Raw genomic sequence first — 16,731 nt, 5'->3', positions numbered from 1 at the left:
CTTGCCAATGCCCTGACTTTCCAGTTAATTCCGCGCGCATTCCACAATGGTGCGCGCGGAGTGCAGAATGTCCCTTCCCGAAAAAGCCTTTCCGGTCTCCTGGGACCAGTTCCACCGCGATGCCCGGGCGCTCGCCTGGCGGCTTGCCGGCGCCAACAAGGGACAGTGGAAGGCCATCGTCTGCATCACCCGTGGCGGCCTGGTTCCCGCCGCCATCATCTCGCGCGAACTCGGAATACGCGTGATCGAGACGGTCTGCGTCGCCTCTTATCACGACTACACCAGCCAGGGGCAGTTGCAGGTGCTGAAGGAGATCACCCCGGCGCTGCTCGCCGATGATGGCGCGGGCGTGCTGATCATCGACGACCTCACCGACACCGGCAAGACGGCAGGCATCGTGCGCGCCATGATGCCCAAGGCGCATTTCGCCACCGTCTACGCCAAGCCGAAAGGCAGGCCGCTGGTCGACACCTTTATCACCGAAGTCAGTCAGGACACCTGGATCTACTTTCCCTGGGACATGGGTTTTACCTACCAGAAGCCGATCGCCGACGATCACGCAGGCTGATTCGCGCCAGCCCCATTTCTGCCCAGACGGCCAAACCCGCCCCGTTTGCTATGAAAACAGGCACTGGAAGGGACAATATTCTGTCGAATCGACAGCTGTTGGCGCAGTTTGACGGGTCGGTGTGATGTTTTTTACTTTTAAGACTTACACTTGTCGGTAAGATTCATACGGCGGCTAACGATTCTGAGGGCTCGGGTAGCTTTCACTGATGCTCACGACACCGGCGACACACGACCATCTGGCTGAAAGGGTCCGCAAGCTCTTCGGCACTTCGCCTTGTCGCCTGCAGGTTGCCGCTTTGCCATGGCGCAATAACGAAGACGGCGTCGAGATCATGCTGATCACCAGCCGAGACACCGGGCGTTGGGTGCTGCCGAAGGGCTGGCCCGAGGCCAGGGAGCCGCTCTGCGAGGCAGCGGCGCGCGAGGCGGGCGAGGAAGCCGGATTGCGTGGCAAGATTTCGCTTTTCGAGGCCGGTCGTTACTTCTACGCCAAGGCCCTCGCGTCCGGCGAGGAAGTCCCTTGCGAAGTGCTGGTGTTTCCGCTGCAGGTCGAGCACGTTGCCGACCGCTGGAAGGAAAAGCGCGCGCGCACCCGCAAATGGGTCAATGGGGCCGAGGCCGTACGCATGGTCAACGAGCCGGACCTCTGCCAGATCATCGCCCATTTCTGCGCCGATCCCGACAAGTTCGTCGTTAGAGCCTAGCTCACAGCCACCGCTGCATAGTCCTGCGCGCCCGCACCGGTTCTTGCCCCGATTCCGGGCTCGGTGCTTCGCTCCGCGCGCCAGCAATCCGACACTATAAATCCCTCCCCTTCAGGCCAAGCTTAGCCACAGCTTGACATGCAGGCATTTACCTGCATATTGTGTCTTCAAGATGAGTGAGACCGATGGACGCCGACAAGGTTTTCAAAGCGCTGGGCGACCCGACCCGCAGAATGCTGCTCGATCTTCTGTGTGAGAAGAACGGCCAGACGCTCGGCGAGCTTTGCGAAAATCTCGACATGGCGAGGCAATCCGCCACGCAGCACATCGATCTTCTGGAAGCGGCCAATCTGATCAGCACGGTCAAGCGTGGCCGCGAGAAGCTGCATTTCATCAACCCCGTGCCGCTGCACGAAGTCTACGAGCGGTGGGTGCGAAAATTCGAACGGCAGCGGCTGAGCCTGCTGCACGACCTGAAACAAGAACTCGAAGGAGACGACCAATGACCCGGGAAACCACCAGTTTTGTCTACGTGACCTACATCAGATCGACGCCACAAAAGGTGTTCGAAGCCATCACCAGGCCCGATATCGCCAAGCGCTACTGGGGCCACGAAAACGTCTCCGACTGGAAGCCCGGCTCGAAATGGGAACACATCCGCGCCAATGACGAACGGACCGTCGAACTCGTTGGCAAGGTCGTCGAAATCTCGCCGCCAACCCGGCTGGTCATGAGCTGGGCCAACGCCTCGCAGGCCGACGATCCGACCAAGCACAGCCAGGTGACGTTCGCCATCGAGGAATACGACACCATGGTCAAGCTGACCGTCAGCCATGACGAGCTCGAAGCCGGCAGCGGCATGGCCAAGGGCATCAGCCAGGGTTGGCCGGCCGTGCTGTCCAGCATGAAATCCTTCCTCGAAACCGGCACAGGCATCGACCTGTTCGCCAAGCCGAAATCGGCCTGAAGCAACCGCGGAGAACGATGATGACCAAGCACTTTACCGGCGGCTGCGCCTGCGGCGCGATCCGCTATGAGGCTAGCGGCGAACCGATCTTTCAGAACCACTGCCAATGCCTCGATTGCCAAAAGCGCAGCGGTACTGGCCATTGTTCCTATGTGACCTTCGGCCGGCGCGCTGACGTAAAGATCACCGGCGAGCCGAGCACGTGGCGGATGATCGCCGACAGCGGCAATGAAAAAGCCCAGGCCTTTTGCCCGACCTGCGGCACGCCGGTCTACGTAACGTTCGTCGCCATGCCGGAGGTGACGGCTATCCAGGCCACGAGCCTCGATGATCCCGGCCAGTTCGACCCGCAGGCGGTCACCTACACCGTGCGCGGCCACGCCTGGGACACGATCGACCCAGCGCTTCAGCCATTCGAGCGAATGCCTGGATGAACCAGGCAGAGCCCTATCCCTCGGATAGGGCTCTGCGTTCAGCTCAGATCACCAGGCCCTTGGTCAGTTCCAGCGCCTGCCGCTCGAACAGGCGGCGGTAGATGCCGCCCTTCAGCCGGATCAGCTCGTCATGCGAGCCTTCCTCGACGATCTTGCCACGGTCGAACACGAGCAGCCTGTCCAGCGCCCGCACCGTCGACAGACGGTGCGCGATGACCAGCGTCGTGCGGCCAACCATCAGCCGCTCCATCGCCTGCTGGATCAGCACTTCCGATTCCGAATCGAGGCTCGATGTCGCCTCGTCCAGGATCAGGATGCGCGCATCCGCCAGGAAGGCGCGCGCGATCGCCACCCGCTGGCGCTCGCCGCCCGACAGTTTCACGCCGCGTTCACCGACCAGCGTGCCGTAGCCCTTCGGCAGGCCGGTGATGAAGTCGTGCGCGCTGGCGAGCTTGGCGGCATGCTCGATCTCGGCCTGCGTGGCGTCCGGACGGGCATAGGCGATGTTTTCCGCCAGCGAGCGGTGGAACAGGATGGGCTCCTGCTGGACGATGGCAATCTGCGCGCGCAGCGACGCCTGTGCAACCTGGGAGATGTCTTGGCCATCGATCAGGATCCTGCCGCCGCTGACATCATAGAGACGCGGGATCAGCTTCACGAAGGTCGTCTTGCCCGAGCCGGAATGGCCGACCAGTCCGACCCGCTCGCCCGCCGCTATCTCCACCGAAAAGTCGCGGTAGAGCGGCAAGCGATGGCTACCATAGTGGAAGGTGACGTTATCGAAGGCGATGTGGCCATGCGTGATCCGGATCGGCTTGGCGCCGGGCCGGTCCTCGACGCCGAGCGGTTGCGACTGGAAATCGACCAGTTCCTCCATGTCGTTGACCGAACGCTGCAAATTGCGGATATGCGTGCCGATGTCCCTGAGGTAGCCCTGCAGCACGAAGAACGAGGTCAGCACGAAGGCGACATCGCCCGCACTTGCCTGGCCCCAGGCCCACAGCATCAGCGACAGGCCGATTACTGCCGTCCGCAGCACCAGCAGCATGGCGCCTTGCGTCGTGCCGTTGATGGTGCCGCGCACCCAGGTGCGGCTGGTCCGCGCGCGCCATTTGGCGACGACCTTGGCAAGCCGCGTTTCCTCGCGCGTCTCGGCGCCGAAACCCTTGACCACGGCATTGCAGCTCACGGCATCGGCAAGCGAGCCGCCAAGCCGCGTATCCCAGCTGTTGGCGAGCCGTGCCGCGGGCGCGACATAGCCGAGCGACAGCAGCGCCGTCACGGTGATGAACAGCAGCGAGCCGACTGCCACGACCAGCCCCATCAGCGGCCAGAACCAGCCGAGCAGCAACGTCGAGCCGACCAGCATGGCGACCGACGGCAGCAACGCAATCAGGATGGTGTCGTTGAGCAGGTCGAGAGCCCACATGCCGCGCGTGACCTTGCGCACCGTCGATCCGGCAAAGCTATTGGCGTGCCAGTCGGTTGAGAAGCGCTGCACGCGATGGAACGCGTCGGCGGCGACGTCGGCCATCATCTTCAGCGTCAGCTCGACAATACCCATGAAAGCCAGGTTGCGCAGCACCACGCCGGTCAGCGCCAAAGCGATGAGCGCGGAGAACGCCGCCATTGCCGCATTCCACGCGACATCGTCAGCCAACGCACTGCTGGCGACGGCGTCGACCAGCCGGCCGGAATAGAGCGGCGTCAAGACGTCGGCCAGGGTCGACAGCAGGAAGCTGCCCATGATCAGCGAAAGCCGCCACGGCTGGCGCCGCCAGTGGCTGAGCGTGAAGCCAAGAACGCTGCGAAAGGCGCTTGCACGCAGATCGATTCGGAAACGAGCCATGTTGTCATCCGGGCGCAAATCTGCCCGGTCCCGGTAAGGTCTGAAATTGAAAACCGCGCTGGGCAATTCGCCCGGGGCTGCGGAGGTTCGGCATAGGTGGCGGCGCGCCCGATTTGCCGGGTGGCGACCGGCATCGGCAGAAGCCTGTGCTCGACCCGGCATCGGTGCGAAGGACAAACCTTCGCCGGACGCCAGGTGAGACCTAGGCTTCGCGGCCTCGCATTACCATGTGAAATACTGCCATTCGGACCTCCCGCAAGGCACTTGCGGAGCGGTCCTTATAGAGACGCCATGAAGGATCGCCAAGGCCGGGCACGTGGCAAAGCGTAACTGGTCCAACCAGTGAGGTTATCTTGCAACAACAGCCGGTCAACCCCCTCGCTATGCCTCATTCCGGGTTGCGATCGAGGCGCATGTAGCGGCCGTCGATCGATGCCTTGAAGCCCAGCTTCTCATAAAGGCCATGCGCGTCACTGGTCGACAGGCTCCAGTGCGAGACCGTGCTGAGTTCAGGGTGGTTGATGAGCGCCCGCACCAGTTGCGTGCCAATGCCTTGGCCGCGATGCTGCGGCCAGATGATGATGTCGGCGAGATAGGCAAACACCGTACGGTCGGTGATGGCCCGGCCAAAACCGACTTGGTTCCCATCGATATAGGCCGCGGTGCAGAACGAGTTGGCAAAAGCGCGGCGATGAAACTCATCGCTGCGGCCGGCGCCCCAATAACTCGCCATCAACAGGTCGGAGGTCGCCCGGAAGTCGATCCGTGACATGTCGAAGCTGATCTCAGAGTCGGGCATGGTGCCTCGCAAAGAATGAGGGCGGCCGAATTTCGGTCCGGCCCGTGGTTTGGTTACCGACCTGGCGCGCTTACGGCACCACGAGATAGGCCTTCTGGTCGGCGATCGCGATGGTCACGTCGGTGCCGGAATTGAACTCGACGAAATCGAGCTCCATCCCGTCGCTGAAGATGACGCCGCCCCTGCTCTGCCGCGAAGAAACCACCAGCGGCCGGTCGCGGGTGATGACGCCATGCACAAGCGACACGCCGGTCGTGTTGCTCGGAAACGGTTCGCGCACCGAAAAGAACAGCTGTTCGCCTTCGCGGTCATAGCCTTGCGGCGGCACGGTCGGCACGGAGTTGTCACCATAGGCCGCAGCCAGTCCCGCGGCGCCCGCCATCACCGAGCGTAGCCAGCCGGTAGAGCCGGCGCCCGTGGAGATGATAATGCCGCTCGACGACTGGCGCTCGGTCCTGCCGCCATAGGTCAACTCGTAGCGCGCCGAGACATGCGTCGAGGCGCCGACGAACAGATCGTTGAAAGCGATCAGCCGGCGTCCGTCATTGGAGCGCGCTTCGGCCATCACCACCGCCTGGCGCTTCGCCTTGCCGGCGATCGTCAGGCCGAGGACCTTTTCGGTATCGTCGGCATTCCACGGCAGCAACACGCCGTCGAAAAGCGCCGGGTTCGGGTTGATGCCGATCAGCGGCTGGTACGGGAGGTACTTCGCGGTGTTGGACACCAGCCCGTCCTGACCGAGCGCGATCACCGCGTCGGAGCCGAATTCGAACTGCGGGACCAGTTCGCGGTCGAGCCGCAACTGTTTGAGGCCTTGGGGAAGCGAACCCATCACCCGGTCGAGCGCCTGGTGATAGACGTCATGCGCCGCCTTGACCGGGTCGAAATTCATGCCGGCCTGCCGGAGATAAAAGCGCGCCTGTCCCTGCGTGTTGAAGCGCGTCGTCAGCTCCTCCAGCTCGGTCTTGCGGGTGACGACGATCACCCGGTCGATCGGCCTGCCGCTCTGGTCGCTTGCCACCCGAGCTTGCCTTTCAGGACCCGGCTTTCGGAGTGGAAAGCTGGCTGAGCGCGCTGGTGAGCATATCAGGCGTGATCGACAGATTGCCGACCGAACCGCCCTTTTCCGCCCAGGCCTTGAAGGCCATCGCCGTGAGCACGTGCGCCGGCGCCGACGAATAGACGGTGAGTTCGAGCTGTTGGGCCTTGGCTTCCGCCTCGGCAAGCGTCAGCTTGTTGCGCGCCTCGGTATCGACCAGCAGCTTGTTGCGTTCGGCAAGCTCGATTTCGGTCGCCAGCTCGCTCTGCTTGATCTCGCGCTCCTTCTCCACGCCCCAGGCACGGCGCCCATAGATCGCGGCATCGGCCTGGCGCTGCAGCGCCTCGCGATATTCGGTCTGGAGCGCCTTGCGGATCTCCGGCGTCGGCTGGACCGAGGTGATGTGAACCTCCTCGATCGACAGGCCGGCGGTCGCGGCAATCGGATCGTTGCGCAGGAGTTCGGCGAGATTGCCACCGAGCTTGGTCACCTCGGCTAGCGCCTGTTCCAGCGTCATGCTCGAAACCACCGCGCGGGCGCGGCTCTGTATCGCCAGCACCAGGCGCTCGGCGATCTTCTCCCGGCCGTCGCCGACGACGTCGGCACGGCTGAGCTTGGCGCTGAAATCAAAACCTTCGGCTGCCTTGAGTGGATCGATGATGCGGTAGCTGACCGACCCCTGGATTGCCAGATCCTGGAAATTCGCCGTCGTCTCGGTGAAGATGAAGGGGTTATCGAGCGACGTCACCGGCACCATCGCTATCGTGGTGCCGAACGTGCCGTACCAGAAGGAGATGCCGCGCCCCTGCTCCCTGATCTTGCCGTTCTTGAAGCGCAGGATGTGATACTCAGGTGTTCCCTTGAAATAGCTGATAAACATGCGTCCCCCCCAAGGTTCTTCAATTTAATCAGAGGTTTAGCCGCGATCCCTGAAACGGTTGGTGATGGGATAGCGGCGGTCGCGGCCAAAATTCTTCCGGGTGATCTTCACACCCGGCGCCGCTTGCCGGCGTTTGTACTCGGCAATGTAGAGCAAATGTTCGACGCGCGTCACCGTCGCCCGGTCGTGGCCGCGCGCGACGATGTCGTCGACGCCCATTTCGTTCTCGACCAGGCATTCCAGAATGTCGTCCAGCACCGGATAGGGCGGCAGCGAATCCTGGTCGGTCTGGTTCTCGCGCAATTCCGCCGACGGCGCCTTGTCGATGATATTCCTGGGGATCACCTCGCCTGAGGGACCGAGCGCGCCCGGCGGCACATGGCTGTTGCGCCAGCGCGACAGCGCATAGACCTGCATCTTGTAGAGGTCTTTTATCGGGTTGAAGCCGCCATTCATGTCGCCATAAAGCGTGGCGTAGCCCACCGACATCTCGCTCTTGTTGCCCGTGGTGACGACCATCGAGCCGAACTTGTTGGAAATCGCCATCAGGATCGTGCCGCGCGCGCGGCTCTGTAGATTCTCTTCGGTGATGCCTTCCTTGGTGCCTTCAAAAAGCTGCGCCAGCGTGTGTAGGAAACCCTCGACCGGTTCGAAGATCGGCACGATGTCATAGCGGCAGCCAAGCGCACGGGCGCAATCCTCGGCATCCTTCAGCGAATCCTCCGAGGTATAGCGGTAGGGCATCATCACCGCCCGCAGCCGCTCCTCGCCGAGCGCATCGACGGCCAATGCGGCGCAGATCGCCGAATCGATGCCGCCGGAGAGACCCAGCACGACGTTCTTGAAGCCGTTCTTGTTGACGTAGTCGCGCAGGCCGAGCATGCAGGCGCGGTAGTCCGCCTCCTCGCGCTCGGGGATTTTCGACATCGGCCCTTCCGAGCAGACCCAGCCGTCGAACTCTTCTGCGTTTTGCGCGCCTGCGGCGACGCGGTTGCGCTTCCAGGTGGTGACGTCGACAGTTTCCTCGAACTGGCTCATCTGGAAGGCGAGCGTCTTGTCGGCGCCGATGGCAAAAGAGGCGCCGTCGAAGATCAGCTCGTCCTGGCCGCCGATCTGATTGGCATAGATCATCGGCAAACCGGTCTCGATGACCTGGCGGATAACGACCTGATGGCGCACGTCCATCTTGGCGCGGTAGTAGGGCGAGCCGTTCGGCACCAGCAGGATTTCCGCGCCGCTCTCGGCCAGGGTTTCACAGATGCCGACGTCGCCCCAGATGTCCTCGCAGATCGGAATTCCGATGCGCACACCACGGAAGTTGACGGGTCCCTGAGCCTCGGGCCCGGCCTGGAAGACGCGCTTCTCGTCGAACTCGCCATAGTTTGGCAAATCGAGCTTGTAGCGCTCGGCGAGGATCTTGCCGCCATCGGCGACGATGATCGAATTGTGGGTGCCGCTCTTGCGCTTCAGCGGCGTGCCGATGATGACGCCCGGCCCGCCATCGGAGGTATCCGCGGCAAAATCCTGAGCGGCCTTCTCGCAAACCTTGAGGAAGGCCGGCTTCAGCACCAGATCCTCCGGCGGATAACCGGCAAGGAAAAGCTCGGTGTAGAGCACGATGTCGGCGCCCTGGCGGGCGGCATCCGCCCTCGCCTCGCGCGCCTTGGCAAGGTTGCCGGCGACATCGCCGACCGTCGGGTTGAGCTGGGCAACGGCGATGCGCAGAATATCGGGTGCGGTCTTCTGGGTCATCTGTGCGGTTTAGCGCGGCAAATTTGCCCGAGCAATGGCGTTCGTTTGGACCAATTCGGTGATCAGTCGTCGCCCATATATTCGCGCAGCGATTGCGGCGAATGGTTCTCTCCGATCGACATCGCCAGAATGCGCGAAATGTGCCGGCGCGGCAGGCCGGTTTCCTGCGCCCATTTGTTGATCTGCGCCTGAATCCTGTCGAGATCCCTCTTCGACGTCGGACTTTCGGCGATGTCGAGGCCGGCGTCACGCAAAACCGCGACCATATCGGCCGAGATGACGAAGGCGTCCCAATGCAGCCAGCGCAGGAAATACTGGCCGGTGTTGCCGCCAAGCCGGCTGCCATGCTTGCCGAGATACGCCATCAGCCCGACCTGGTCGTCGTCAGGCCACTCCGCGAGGAATTTGCCGAAACCGCCATGTTCCTTCGACACACGCTCAACGAAGGCGGCGTTGTCGCGGACGGATTTGATCTTCTGCGGGTTGCGCACGATGCGTTGATCAGCCGTCAGGTCGTGCCAGAAGTCATCAGGTTGAAACAACAGCCGTTTCGGCTCGAAATGGAGAAACGCGTCCTCGAACCCGGGCCATTTCTGTTCGATAACGCGCCAGACGAAGCCGGCGGCAAATACCCGCTCGGCCATCGTCGACAGGATGCGATCGTCCGTAATGTCGGCAACGGCAGCATTGTCAGGCGCCGGCCCGAGCAGCGAGGTCAGCACCGCGTCGCCGCCTTTGCGTTTTGCAGCACGGGCGCGAATCTTCGCGAAATCGGGCATCCTGCATCCTCGCGCCGCGCTTTTGACGAAACGCCATCTTCCTATATGCAAACAAGGCTGCCAAGCCGACGCTTTTCCTATGGAGACATCCATGCACAAGACCGTGCCAGAACTTGCCAACCGCTGGTTGAGGCGAACGCCTGAAACCCTCAGCGAGCTCGAGCGGCGGGTGTTGCAGAGCACTGTCGACCGCAAGCCCATCTCGCAGGATATCAACGACAGCCTCACCGGCCTTCAGGGCGCCGGCGACCGGATCGCCGATGCCATTGCCCGCATCGGCGGCTCGTGGACGTTCATCCTGTCCTTCATTGCTTTCCTGGTGCTGTGGATCGGCGCCAATTGGTGGCTGCTGGGACGAGACTCATTCGATCCCTACCCCTTCATCTTCCTCAATCTCGTGCTGTCGATGATCGCCGCCCTGCAGGCGCCGGTGATCATGATGTCGCAGAACCGCCAGGCCGCGCGCGACCGCATCGACGCCGCGCATGACTATGAGGTCAACCTCAAGGCCGAGATCGAGATCATGGCTCTGCATGAAAAGCTGGACGAACTGCGCCACAGCCAGATCATCGGCGTGCGCGAGGACATTGCGCGCCTGGCCGAACAGGTGAACCGCATAGACGAAAAACTGTCGGGCCGGCAAACCTCTCAATGACCGGGATCGTCCATCACCTCATCGAGCAATACGGGTTGATCGCGGTTTTCCTGGGCTGTGTCGCCGAAGGCGAAAGTGCGGCCATCCTCGGCGGCTTCTTCGCCCATCAGCATGTCTTCATCCTCTGGAAAGCTTTCCTCGCGGCCGCCATTGGCGCCTTCGTCGGCGACACGTTTTTCTTCGTCCTCGGCCGCAGCTTTGCCGACCATCCCAGGGTGCTGAAACTGAAGGCGAGGCCCGGCTTCAACCACGCCTACCGTCTCGTCTCGTCCCATCCCAACATATTCGTCCTGTCCAACCGCTACATCTATGGCCTGCGCCTGGTCGGCGGCATCGCGGCCGGTTTCGCCAGCATTTCGGTAGCGCGCTTCGTTATCCTCAACGCGGTGTCGTCGCTGGTCTGGGCGGCTTTGTTCTGCGGCATCGGCTACGTCTTCGGTCTCGGCGCCGAGCAGATGATAGGCAAGGCACTGCTCCATCACGAACGGCTGCTGATCGCGCTTGCCATAGGTCTGGGTGTCGCCATCCTTGCCTGGCTCATCGCCCGCACCGTCGCCGGCAGGGAGCGCGCCAAGGACGCCCGCGACAGCGAAACCACATCGTAAGGTTCAGTCGTCGTCCTCGACCAGAGCCCGGTCGCCGCGATCGAGGATCAGCGGGATGATGAGATCTTCCTCGTCGGCCAGATGCCGCTTCAGCATGGCGATCAGCCGGCTGTTCTCGTCCGCATAGGCGTCGGCGGCGAAGCGCTGCCTGTCCTCGCTCTCCTCGAGCGTGCGGATGAAGGCGTTCGCCGTCTCGGCGTTGCGCTCCAGCCCCTCATGAATGGTGTGATGGTCGGCATCGAGGATTTCGAAGCCGCGCTTCAGGCGCGGCTCCGCCTTGGCGAAAGCCGGGAAATATTGGTAGTCCTCGACATTGTGGTGACCGTCGAGATTGCCGAGGAAATGGTTGAGGCGTGGCGCGAACCAGCGCGCGAAATCCGGCGCCGCCAGCCTGCCTTCGCGATAGTCGCCAATGCCGTTGGTGAGCATGCCGCCCAGCTCTCGGAACATGTCGTGCCGCTGCAGGCACATGTTTGCCATGCCGTGGATGTTGGCGTGGCCCTGCCATGTCTCGCGCGGATATTTTTCCGCCAGCCAGCGCAGGTCTTCCGGCAGGCCGGCTCTTTCAAGCAGCAGAAAATTGGCTTCCACGACGTCAGTCTCCTTTGGTGACTAACATATGGGAGCGTTCAGATCAGATCGGTAGTCCCGTGATGCGCTCGATGAGGGCGATTCCCCAGACGCCGGCGACGATAACAACCGAAATCAGCACCGCCAGCGAGCCGCAGTCCTTGGCGAGCTGGATGTCGACGTTGAACTCGCGACTGAAGGCATCGCAGGCTGCCTCGATGCCGGTGTTCAGCACTTCGACCATGATGAGCAGCAGCACCGCGCCGATCAACAGCGCGTAGCCGCGCCACGAGACCGAGACGAACCAGCCGAGCGGCAGCGCCAGCACCAGCAGCATCAGTTCCTGCTGAAATGCCCTTTCGCTGGCGGCGAGCTTGCGAAAGGCTCGCACAGAATTGAAGTAAGCACCGATCAGCCGCTGCATGCCGCATCCCCTTCGAATCACCGGCAGGGGATATCGCAATGGCTGGATGAAGGGAATAAGGCAGGCGCCGCAAAATCACTCCTCCGCAACCTTGGTCGTCGGCGTCGACTTCTCGAACTGCGGCAGTCCATCGTCGATCGTATAGTAGTCGCCCTTGTCGCCGACAAAGATGTGGCATTGGCCTTGGAGCCCGGTCGGGTTGTCGAACGATCCGGCCAGAACTGAGACATAGGCATCCTGACCCGGCTTCCAGAACAGCACCGAGCCGCAGATCTTGCAAAAGCCGCGCTTGGCAAAGGAAGACGATTCGTACCAGCTGATGTTGTCGGCGCCGGTTATCGTGATGTCGCCGTCGGCGACGTTGGTCGCGGCGTAAAAATGCCCGCTCTGCTTGCGGCACTGCGAACAGTGGCAATAAATGACGCCGCGCAACGGCCCTCGCGTCTGGAAACGCACTGCTCCACACAGGCAAGATCCGCTGTGGTTGTTGCTCATCCCTGCCTCCACCGTCCATCGTTCACGGCTTCGCCGCTGGCCGAGAGGATTTCAGTTTTGCCGCAGCCGGGCACCGGCAAATGCGACATGGGGTGGGCGTGTTCGGACCTGACCTCAGGATCTTTGCAAACCATTTCTGCAGCCTGCGGTAGAACGGACGCGTTACCTGGCGGCACATTAAGGAAACTTTAGCGCCGGCGCATCTATGGTCGTTGCCAAGCGAATGTCGCGATTGGGGACGTGTCTTTCGCAGGATGATCCGAAATACGGCTGGCACTCTCCGGTCGGCGGCATCTCGCACGGTCTGCGATGGTTCCCAGAGGCAGAGTGAACAGAACATGCAGCCGGCAGCCGTCCAGACCGACCGAAACAGCGACATTGCAACAGCCGTTGTGGCGACCATGCGTCAGCTCGGCGTGCTTGGCCTGCCGCGCAATTACGAAATCTTCTACGAAGCACTGAAAGGCACCAATCGCGAACTCGGCCTGGCCGTCGTCGCGCTGGGCAACCAGCCGACGCAGGACGATCTCGACCGCATCGGCCGCGCTTTCTTTGCCCAGCATCACGGTCCCGGCATTGTCGAGCAGGCGCGCGACGTGCTGGCCAGGGAACTCGAGGACATCGCCTTGCTGCTGCGCAGCGAACGTAGCCATATCGAGAAATACGGCAAGATCCTCGATGAGACATCGAGTGGCCTCGCCAACCGCAGCCTGCTTTCGCAGGATCTGCTGCAGAAGGTCGCCAGCGCCATGGCGGCGGCCACCAACTCGACCCTCGACCACGGCAAGCAGGTTGCAACCACGCTGAGCGACAAGACGGCGGAATTGGAGAGCGTCAAGTCGAAGCTTGAGGAGTACAAGCGGCTCGCCGACACCGACCCCTTGACCCATATCTGGAACCGCCGCGCCTTCGACAAGCAAATCACGGCGATTTACACCTCCAACAAGGGGATCCTGTTCAACGCCCTGATCCTTGCCGACATCGACCATTTCAAGGGTGTCAACGATCGCTACGGCCACCCGGTCGGCGACAAGATCATCCAGATCGTCGCTGAAATCTTCCAGACCAGCATCCGTGAAGACATGTTCGTTGCCCGCACCGGCGGGGAGGAATTCGCGCTGATCGTCGAGGGCGCCAGCGAGGATACCACTTACGAGATCGCCGAACGCATCCGCGTGCTGATCGAACAGACGCCGTTCACCAGCAGCCAGACCGGCGCCAATTACGGCACGGTGACCGTTTCCATGGGCATCTGCATGGCTTCCGAAGCGGAAAGCCCGGAGGATCTTTACACCAAGGCGGACCGGGCGCTCTACCGCTCCAAGGTTGGCGGGCGCAACCGCGTCACCCGGCACTCGACAATGGCCGGCCGCACGGGCAAGAACTGGCTGCTATACAAGAAAGACTGACACTTCGGCGTGCAGCCAATTCCCGGGCACAGGCAAATTTATCGGATCCCGCCTCTTTCCATATGAATTTTAGTGGACTATATTTTCCATGGAAAGAGAGAGGCCATGTCTGTTACACAACCCAATGCCGCCCCTGATCTCACCGCGACGGCGGCCGAAAACGCGGTTCTGACCAAGGCCACGCTGCGCGCCGCCGAACTCTTGGATATAACCGCCAGGGTGCTTGCGTCGATCATCGGCGTCTCGGAAGCCACGGTTTCACGCATGCGCAGGCAGGAATTCCTGCTGGAGCGCGGCACCAAGCCGTTCGAACTCGCGGTGCTGTTCGTGCGGCTGTTCCGTTCGCTCGATGCCATTGTCGGCGGTGACGAGACGATAGCCCGGGCATGGCTGAAGAACGCCAACACGGCTTTCGATGGCAGCCCGCTTGAAAAGATCCTCACCATTACCGGGCTTGTCGATGTCATTGCCTATCTGGACTCCCGACGCGCTCTCGTCTGAAGCCGTCCGGCTCGACGGCAAATACTGGCGCATGGTCGAGGCGCAGCACCGCGTCTCGACGCTGAAGATCGTCGACACGCTGGACGAACAGGCGCTGCTCGAGGATCTGATCGAGGAGACCAAGCCGCAAATCCCCATGGAATGCCGGCATCTCCACTATCTCCTGGCGACGCCCTTCCGCTACGGCTCGATCTATCCCTACGGCTCGCGCTTCCGCCGCGCTGGCCGCACCCTGGGTGTCTACTATGCCGCGGAGACGATCATGACGGCGGTCGCCGAAATGGCCTTCTACCGCTTGTTGTTCTTCGCCGATTCGCCCGACACGCCATGGCCGCACGACGCCGCCGAATACACCGCCTTCGCCGCCGCGATCCGCACCGACAAGGCTGTCGACCTCACGCGGCCGCCGCTCGACCGCGATCAGGCTGAGTGGACGCATCCGACCGACTACGCCGCCAGCCAGGCGATTGCCGATGTCGCGCGTGAGGCTGGGCTGGAGGCGATCCGTTACCGTTCGGCGCGCGACCCGAAGGGCGTCAATGTGGCGCTGCTGACATGCCGCGGCTTTACCAAGGCCAAGCCGCTGGAGCCGCACACATGGCGCATCCGGCTCGGCTCCTTCGGCGTCCAAGCGATCTGCGAATTTCCGGAAAGGCGCCTCGAGTTTTCCAGAACCGCCTTCGCCAATGATCCCCGGCTCAACGGATTGCGCTGGGAACGCGGGCGTTGATCTAAACGAAAAAGCGCCGGATTTCTCCGGCGCTTATCATTTCAATTCTGAAAACAGGCTCTTAGCCGTTCACGGCCTGCTTGTGCTGGACCGGATGGCTCTTCTTCAAGAGGTCGGACACCAGGAATGCCAGTTCGATCGCCTGGTCGGCGTTGAGGCGCGGGTCGCAATGGGTGTGATAACGATCCTGCAATTCCTCGGCGGTGATGGCGCGGGCGCCGCCGGTGCATTCGGTAACATTCTTGCCGGTCATTTCGACATGGATGCCGCCGGGATGCGTGCCTTCGGCGCGATGCACCTCGAAGAAGGTCTGGACTTCCTTGAGGATGCGGTCGAACGGCCGCGTCTTGTAGCCGGCGGCCTCGATCGTGTTGCCGTGCATCGGGTCGGACGACCACACCACGCTGCGGCCTTCCTTCTGCACCGCGCGCACCAGCTTCGGCAAATGGTCGGCGACCTTGTCGGAGCCGAAGCGGGCGATCAGCGTCAGCCGGCCCGGCTCGTTCTCCGGATTGAGCAGGTCGATCAGCTCCAGCAGACCGTCAGCCGTCAGCGACGGGCCGCATTTGAGGCCAAGCGGGTTCTTGATGCCGCGGCAATATTCGACATGGGCATGGTCGGGCTGGCGGGTGCGGTCGCCGATCCAGATCATGTGGCCCGACGTTGCGTACCAGTCGCCCGAGGTCGAATCGACGCGGGTCAGTGCTTCTTCATAGCCGAGCAGCAGCGCCTCGTGACTGGTGTAAAAGTCGGTCTCGCGCAGCGCGTAGTTGGTCTCCGAGGTGATGCCGACGGCCTTCATGAAGTCCATCGTCTCGGTGATGCGGTTGGCGAGCATGCCATACTTCTCGCCTTGCGGGCTGTCGGAGACGAAGCCCAGCATCCAGCGATGCACATTCTCCAGGCTGGCGTAGCCGCCCTGGGCGAAGGCACGCAGCAGGTTAAGCGTCGCCGCCGACTGGCGGTAGGCCATTTCCTGGCGGGCCGGGTCGGGAATACGCGACTTCGGGTCGAACTCGATGCCGTTGATGATGTCGCCACGGTAGCTTGGCAGCGTCACCTCGCCCTTGGTCTCATTGTCGGACGAGCGCGGCTTGGCGAACTGGCCGGCGACACGGCCGACCTTCACCACCGGCTGCGCGCCGGCAAAGGTCAGCACCACCGACATCTGCAGGAAGACGCGGAAGAAATCGCGGATGTTGTCCGCGCCATGCTCGGCGAAGCTCTCGGCGCAATCGCCGCCCTGCAGAAGGAATGCATCACCGGCAGCAACGGCCGCAAGCTGCTTCTTCAGCTTGCGCGCCTCACCGGCAAAAACCAGCGGCGGAAAGGTGGCGAGTTGGGCCTCCGTGCTCTTCAGCGCGGCAAGGTCCGGATAAGCAGGAACCTGCTTGATCGGCTTTGCTCTCCAAGAATTCGGCGACCATTTCGTCATCGCTGCACCCAAACGCTCTTTCCAGCAGGCTTTTGCCCGCCATTCCCGGCCCCATATGGGGATGGCGGCTCCATACACGAAGCCGATTTTCTATTCTAGACCGGAATTCAAGCGCTGGCGAATGGTAGCCGGCG

Annotated in this window: 20 protein-coding genes; 10 read left to right on the top strand and 10 right to left on the bottom strand. The window is 62.3% G+C overall.

Translation table 11 applies throughout. The features are described 5' to 3' along the window. The first annotated feature begins 67 nt into the window (after positions 1-67). The 5 genes from gpt to ACYG9Y_RS09535 all read left to right on the top strand — a co-directional run bounded on the left by gpt (position 68) and on the right by ACYG9Y_RS09535 (position 2,675). Positions 68-568: a xanthine phosphoribosyltransferase gene (gene gpt, locus ACYG9Y_RS09555; RefSeq protein WP_023667540.1), complete on the top strand. Its 501-nt coding sequence runs from the start codon at positions 68-70 to the stop codon at positions 566-568. A 208-nt stretch (positions 569-776) separates the two neighbouring features. Beyond that, complete coding sequence (locus ACYG9Y_RS09550) at positions 777-1,274, top strand: NUDIX hydrolase (RefSeq protein ID WP_023667541.1); 498 nt, start codon at positions 777-779, stop codon at positions 1,272-1,274. Positions 1,275-1,459: 185 nt separating this feature from the next. Then, positions 1,460-1,780, top strand: coding sequence for an ArsR/SmtB family transcription factor (locus tag ACYG9Y_RS09545; protein WP_023681541.1), 321 nt, complete (start codon positions 1,460-1,462; stop codon positions 1,778-1,780). After that, positions 1,777-2,241: an SRPBCC family protein gene (locus ACYG9Y_RS09540; protein ID WP_023688339.1), complete on the top strand. Its 465-nt coding sequence runs from the start codon at positions 1,777-1,779 to the stop codon at positions 2,239-2,241. Before ACYG9Y_RS09545 ends, ACYG9Y_RS09540 begins: the two co-directional genes overlap by 4 nt. A gap of 20 nt (positions 2,242-2,261) precedes the next feature. Next, on the top strand, positions 2,262-2,675 hold the full coding sequence (locus ACYG9Y_RS09535; RefSeq protein WP_023725741.1) for a GFA family protein: 414 nt from the start codon (positions 2,262-2,264) through the stop codon (positions 2,673-2,675). Positions 2,676-2,718: 43 nt separating this feature from the next. On the opposite strand, the gene ACYG9Y_RS09530 is transcribed toward ACYG9Y_RS09535, so the two are convergent. From ACYG9Y_RS09530 to ACYG9Y_RS09505, 6 genes are all read right to left on the bottom strand, one after another. After that, positions 2,719-4,524 carry an ABC transporter ATP-binding protein gene (locus ACYG9Y_RS09530; protein ID WP_023738955.1) on the bottom strand — a complete coding sequence of 602 codons (1,806 nt, stop codon included), beginning with the start codon at positions 4,522-4,524 and terminating at the stop codon, positions 2,719-2,721. A gap of 388 nt (positions 4,525-4,912) precedes the next feature. After that, complete coding sequence (locus tag ACYG9Y_RS09525; protein ID WP_023710609.1) at positions 4,913-5,323, bottom strand: GNAT family N-acetyltransferase; 411 nt, start codon at positions 5,321-5,323, stop codon at positions 4,913-4,915. Between the two features lie 70 nt (positions 5,324-5,393). Continuing rightward, positions 5,394-6,344, bottom strand: a complete 951-nt coding sequence (locus ACYG9Y_RS09520) for a diacylglycerol kinase catalytic domain-containing protein (RefSeq protein WP_027050400.1) — start codon at positions 6,342-6,344, stop codon at positions 5,394-5,396. A gap of 13 nt (positions 6,345-6,357) precedes the next feature. After that, positions 6,358-7,242: an SPFH domain-containing protein gene (locus ACYG9Y_RS09515; protein ID WP_023695413.1), complete on the bottom strand. Its 885-nt coding sequence runs from the start codon at positions 7,240-7,242 to the stop codon at positions 6,358-6,360. A gap of 36 nt (positions 7,243-7,278) precedes the next feature. Beyond that, complete coding sequence (locus ACYG9Y_RS09510; protein ID WP_023681548.1) at positions 7,279-8,994, bottom strand: NAD+ synthase; 1,716 nt, start codon at positions 8,992-8,994, stop codon at positions 7,279-7,281. Positions 8,995-9,056: 62 nt separating this feature from the next. After that, positions 9,057-9,773: a DNA-3-methyladenine glycosylase I gene (locus ACYG9Y_RS09505; protein WP_023738956.1), complete on the bottom strand. Its 717-nt coding sequence runs from the start codon at positions 9,771-9,773 to the stop codon at positions 9,057-9,059. A gap of 91 nt (positions 9,774-9,864) precedes the next feature. Here ACYG9Y_RS09505 and ACYG9Y_RS09500 point away from each other — a divergent pair, with 91 nt between their 5' ends. Next, complete coding sequence (locus ACYG9Y_RS09500; RefSeq protein ID WP_023667551.1) at positions 9,865-10,428, top strand: DUF1003 domain-containing protein; 564 nt, start codon at positions 9,865-9,867, stop codon at positions 10,426-10,428. Next, positions 10,425-11,033 (top strand): DedA family protein, encoded by a 609-nt coding sequence (locus ACYG9Y_RS09495; protein WP_023738957.1) that lies wholly within the window; start codon positions 10,425-10,427, stop codon positions 11,031-11,033. Before ACYG9Y_RS09500 ends, ACYG9Y_RS09495 begins: the two co-directional genes overlap by 4 nt. A 3-nt stretch (positions 11,034-11,036) precedes the next feature. Here the strand turns inward: ACYG9Y_RS09495 and ACYG9Y_RS09490 are convergent, their stop codons facing one another. From ACYG9Y_RS09490 to ACYG9Y_RS09480, 3 genes are all read right to left on the bottom strand, one after another. Next, positions 11,037-11,624 (bottom strand): hemerythrin domain-containing protein, encoded by a 588-nt coding sequence (locus tag ACYG9Y_RS09490; protein WP_023738958.1) that lies wholly within the window; start codon positions 11,622-11,624, stop codon positions 11,037-11,039. A gap of 43 nt (positions 11,625-11,667) precedes the next feature. Further along, positions 11,668-12,027: a diacylglycerol kinase gene (locus ACYG9Y_RS09485; protein WP_023667554.1), complete on the bottom strand. Its 360-nt coding sequence runs from the start codon at positions 12,025-12,027 to the stop codon at positions 11,668-11,670. Between the two features lie 75 nt (positions 12,028-12,102). Continuing rightward, positions 12,103-12,522, bottom strand: a complete 420-nt coding sequence (locus tag ACYG9Y_RS09480; protein WP_023738959.1) for a GFA family protein — start codon at positions 12,520-12,522, stop codon at positions 12,103-12,105. Positions 12,523-12,860: 338 nt separating this feature from the next. Here ACYG9Y_RS09480 and ACYG9Y_RS09475 point away from each other — a divergent pair, with 338 nt between their 5' ends. The 3 genes from ACYG9Y_RS09475 to ACYG9Y_RS09465 all read left to right on the top strand — a co-directional run bounded on the left by ACYG9Y_RS09475 (position 12,861) and on the right by ACYG9Y_RS09465 (position 15,162). Continuing rightward, a complete protein-coding gene (locus ACYG9Y_RS09475) occupies positions 12,861-13,931 on the top strand; it encodes a GGDEF domain-containing protein (protein WP_023681555.1) in 1,071 nt (356 codons plus the stop codon). A 105-nt stretch (positions 13,932-14,036) separates the two neighbouring features. Further along, positions 14,037-14,432, top strand: a complete 396-nt coding sequence (locus ACYG9Y_RS09470) for an MbcA/ParS/Xre antitoxin family protein (RefSeq protein WP_023667557.1) — start codon at positions 14,037-14,039, stop codon at positions 14,430-14,432. Further along, entirely contained in the window at positions 14,392-15,162 is a 771-nt protein-coding gene (locus tag ACYG9Y_RS09465; RefSeq protein ID WP_023738960.1) for an RES family NAD+ phosphorylase, read from the top strand. The genes ACYG9Y_RS09470 and ACYG9Y_RS09465 overlap by 41 nt, the downstream gene beginning before the upstream one ends. A gap of 61 nt (positions 15,163-15,223) precedes the next feature. On the opposite strand, the gene ACYG9Y_RS09460 is transcribed toward ACYG9Y_RS09465, so the two are convergent. After that, complete coding sequence (locus ACYG9Y_RS09460; protein ID WP_023738961.1) at positions 15,224-16,597, bottom strand: class II 3-deoxy-7-phosphoheptulonate synthase; 1,374 nt, start codon at positions 16,595-16,597, stop codon at positions 15,224-15,226. Positions 16,598-16,731 lie beyond the last annotated feature (134 nt).

This window comes from Mesorhizobium sp. W050 (assembly GCF_054719535.1).
Note: the sequence above shows the minus strand (reverse complement) of the source record. Positions and strands in the feature narration are given on the sequence as shown.

Coding starts and splice junctions, on each gene's coding strand:
- ACYG9Y_RS09465 (WP_023738960.1), top strand. CDS start 14,392: ATGTCATTGCCTATCTGGACTCCCGACGCGCTCTCGTCTGAAGCCGTC.
- ACYG9Y_RS09535 (WP_023725741.1), top strand. CDS start 2,262: ATGACCAAGCACTTTACCGGCGGCTGCGCCTGCGGCGCGATCCGCTAT.
- ACYG9Y_RS09475 (WP_023681555.1), top strand. CDS start 12,861: ATGCAGCCGGCAGCCGTCCAGACCGACCGAAACAGCGACATTGCAACA.
- ACYG9Y_RS09515 (WP_023695413.1), bottom strand. CDS start 7,242: ATGTTTATCAGCTATTTCAAGGGAACACCTGAGTATCACATCCTGCGC.
- ACYG9Y_RS09530 (WP_023738955.1), bottom strand. CDS start 4,524: ATGGCTCGTTTCCGAATCGATCTGCGTGCAAGCGCCTTTCGCAGCGTT.
- ACYG9Y_RS09525 (WP_023710609.1), bottom strand. CDS start 5,323: ATGCCCGACTCTGAGATCAGCTTCGACATGTCACGGATCGACTTCCGG.
- ACYG9Y_RS09460 (WP_023738961.1), bottom strand. CDS start 16,597: ATGACGAAATGGTCGCCGAATTCTTGGAGAGCAAAGCCGATCAAGCAG.
- ACYG9Y_RS09470 (WP_023667557.1), top strand. CDS start 14,037: ATGTCTGTTACACAACCCAATGCCGCCCCTGATCTCACCGCGACGGCG.
- ACYG9Y_RS09505 (WP_023738956.1), bottom strand. CDS start 9,773: ATGCCCGATTTCGCGAAGATTCGCGCCCGTGCTGCAAAACGCAAAGGC.
- ACYG9Y_RS09480 (WP_023738959.1), bottom strand. CDS start 12,522: ATGAGCAACAACCACAGCGGATCTTGCCTGTGTGGAGCAGTGCGTTTC.
- ACYG9Y_RS09495 (WP_023738957.1), top strand. CDS start 10,425: ATGACCGGGATCGTCCATCACCTCATCGAGCAATACGGGTTGATCGCG.
- gpt (WP_023667540.1), top strand. CDS start 68: ATGTCCCTTCCCGAAAAAGCCTTTCCGGTCTCCTGGGACCAGTTCCAC.
- ACYG9Y_RS09550 (WP_023667541.1), top strand. CDS start 777: ATGCTCACGACACCGGCGACACACGACCATCTGGCTGAAAGGGTCCGC.
- ACYG9Y_RS09510 (WP_023681548.1), bottom strand. CDS start 8,994: ATGACCCAGAAGACCGCACCCGATATTCTGCGCATCGCCGTTGCCCAG.
- ACYG9Y_RS09545 (WP_023681541.1), top strand. CDS start 1,460: ATGGACGCCGACAAGGTTTTCAAAGCGCTGGGCGACCCGACCCGCAGA.
- ACYG9Y_RS09500 (WP_023667551.1), top strand. CDS start 9,865: ATGCACAAGACCGTGCCAGAACTTGCCAACCGCTGGTTGAGGCGAACG.
- ACYG9Y_RS09540 (WP_023688339.1), top strand. CDS start 1,777: ATGACCCGGGAAACCACCAGTTTTGTCTACGTGACCTACATCAGATCG.
- ACYG9Y_RS09485 (WP_023667554.1), bottom strand. CDS start 12,027: ATGCAGCGGCTGATCGGTGCTTACTTCAATTCTGTGCGAGCCTTTCGC.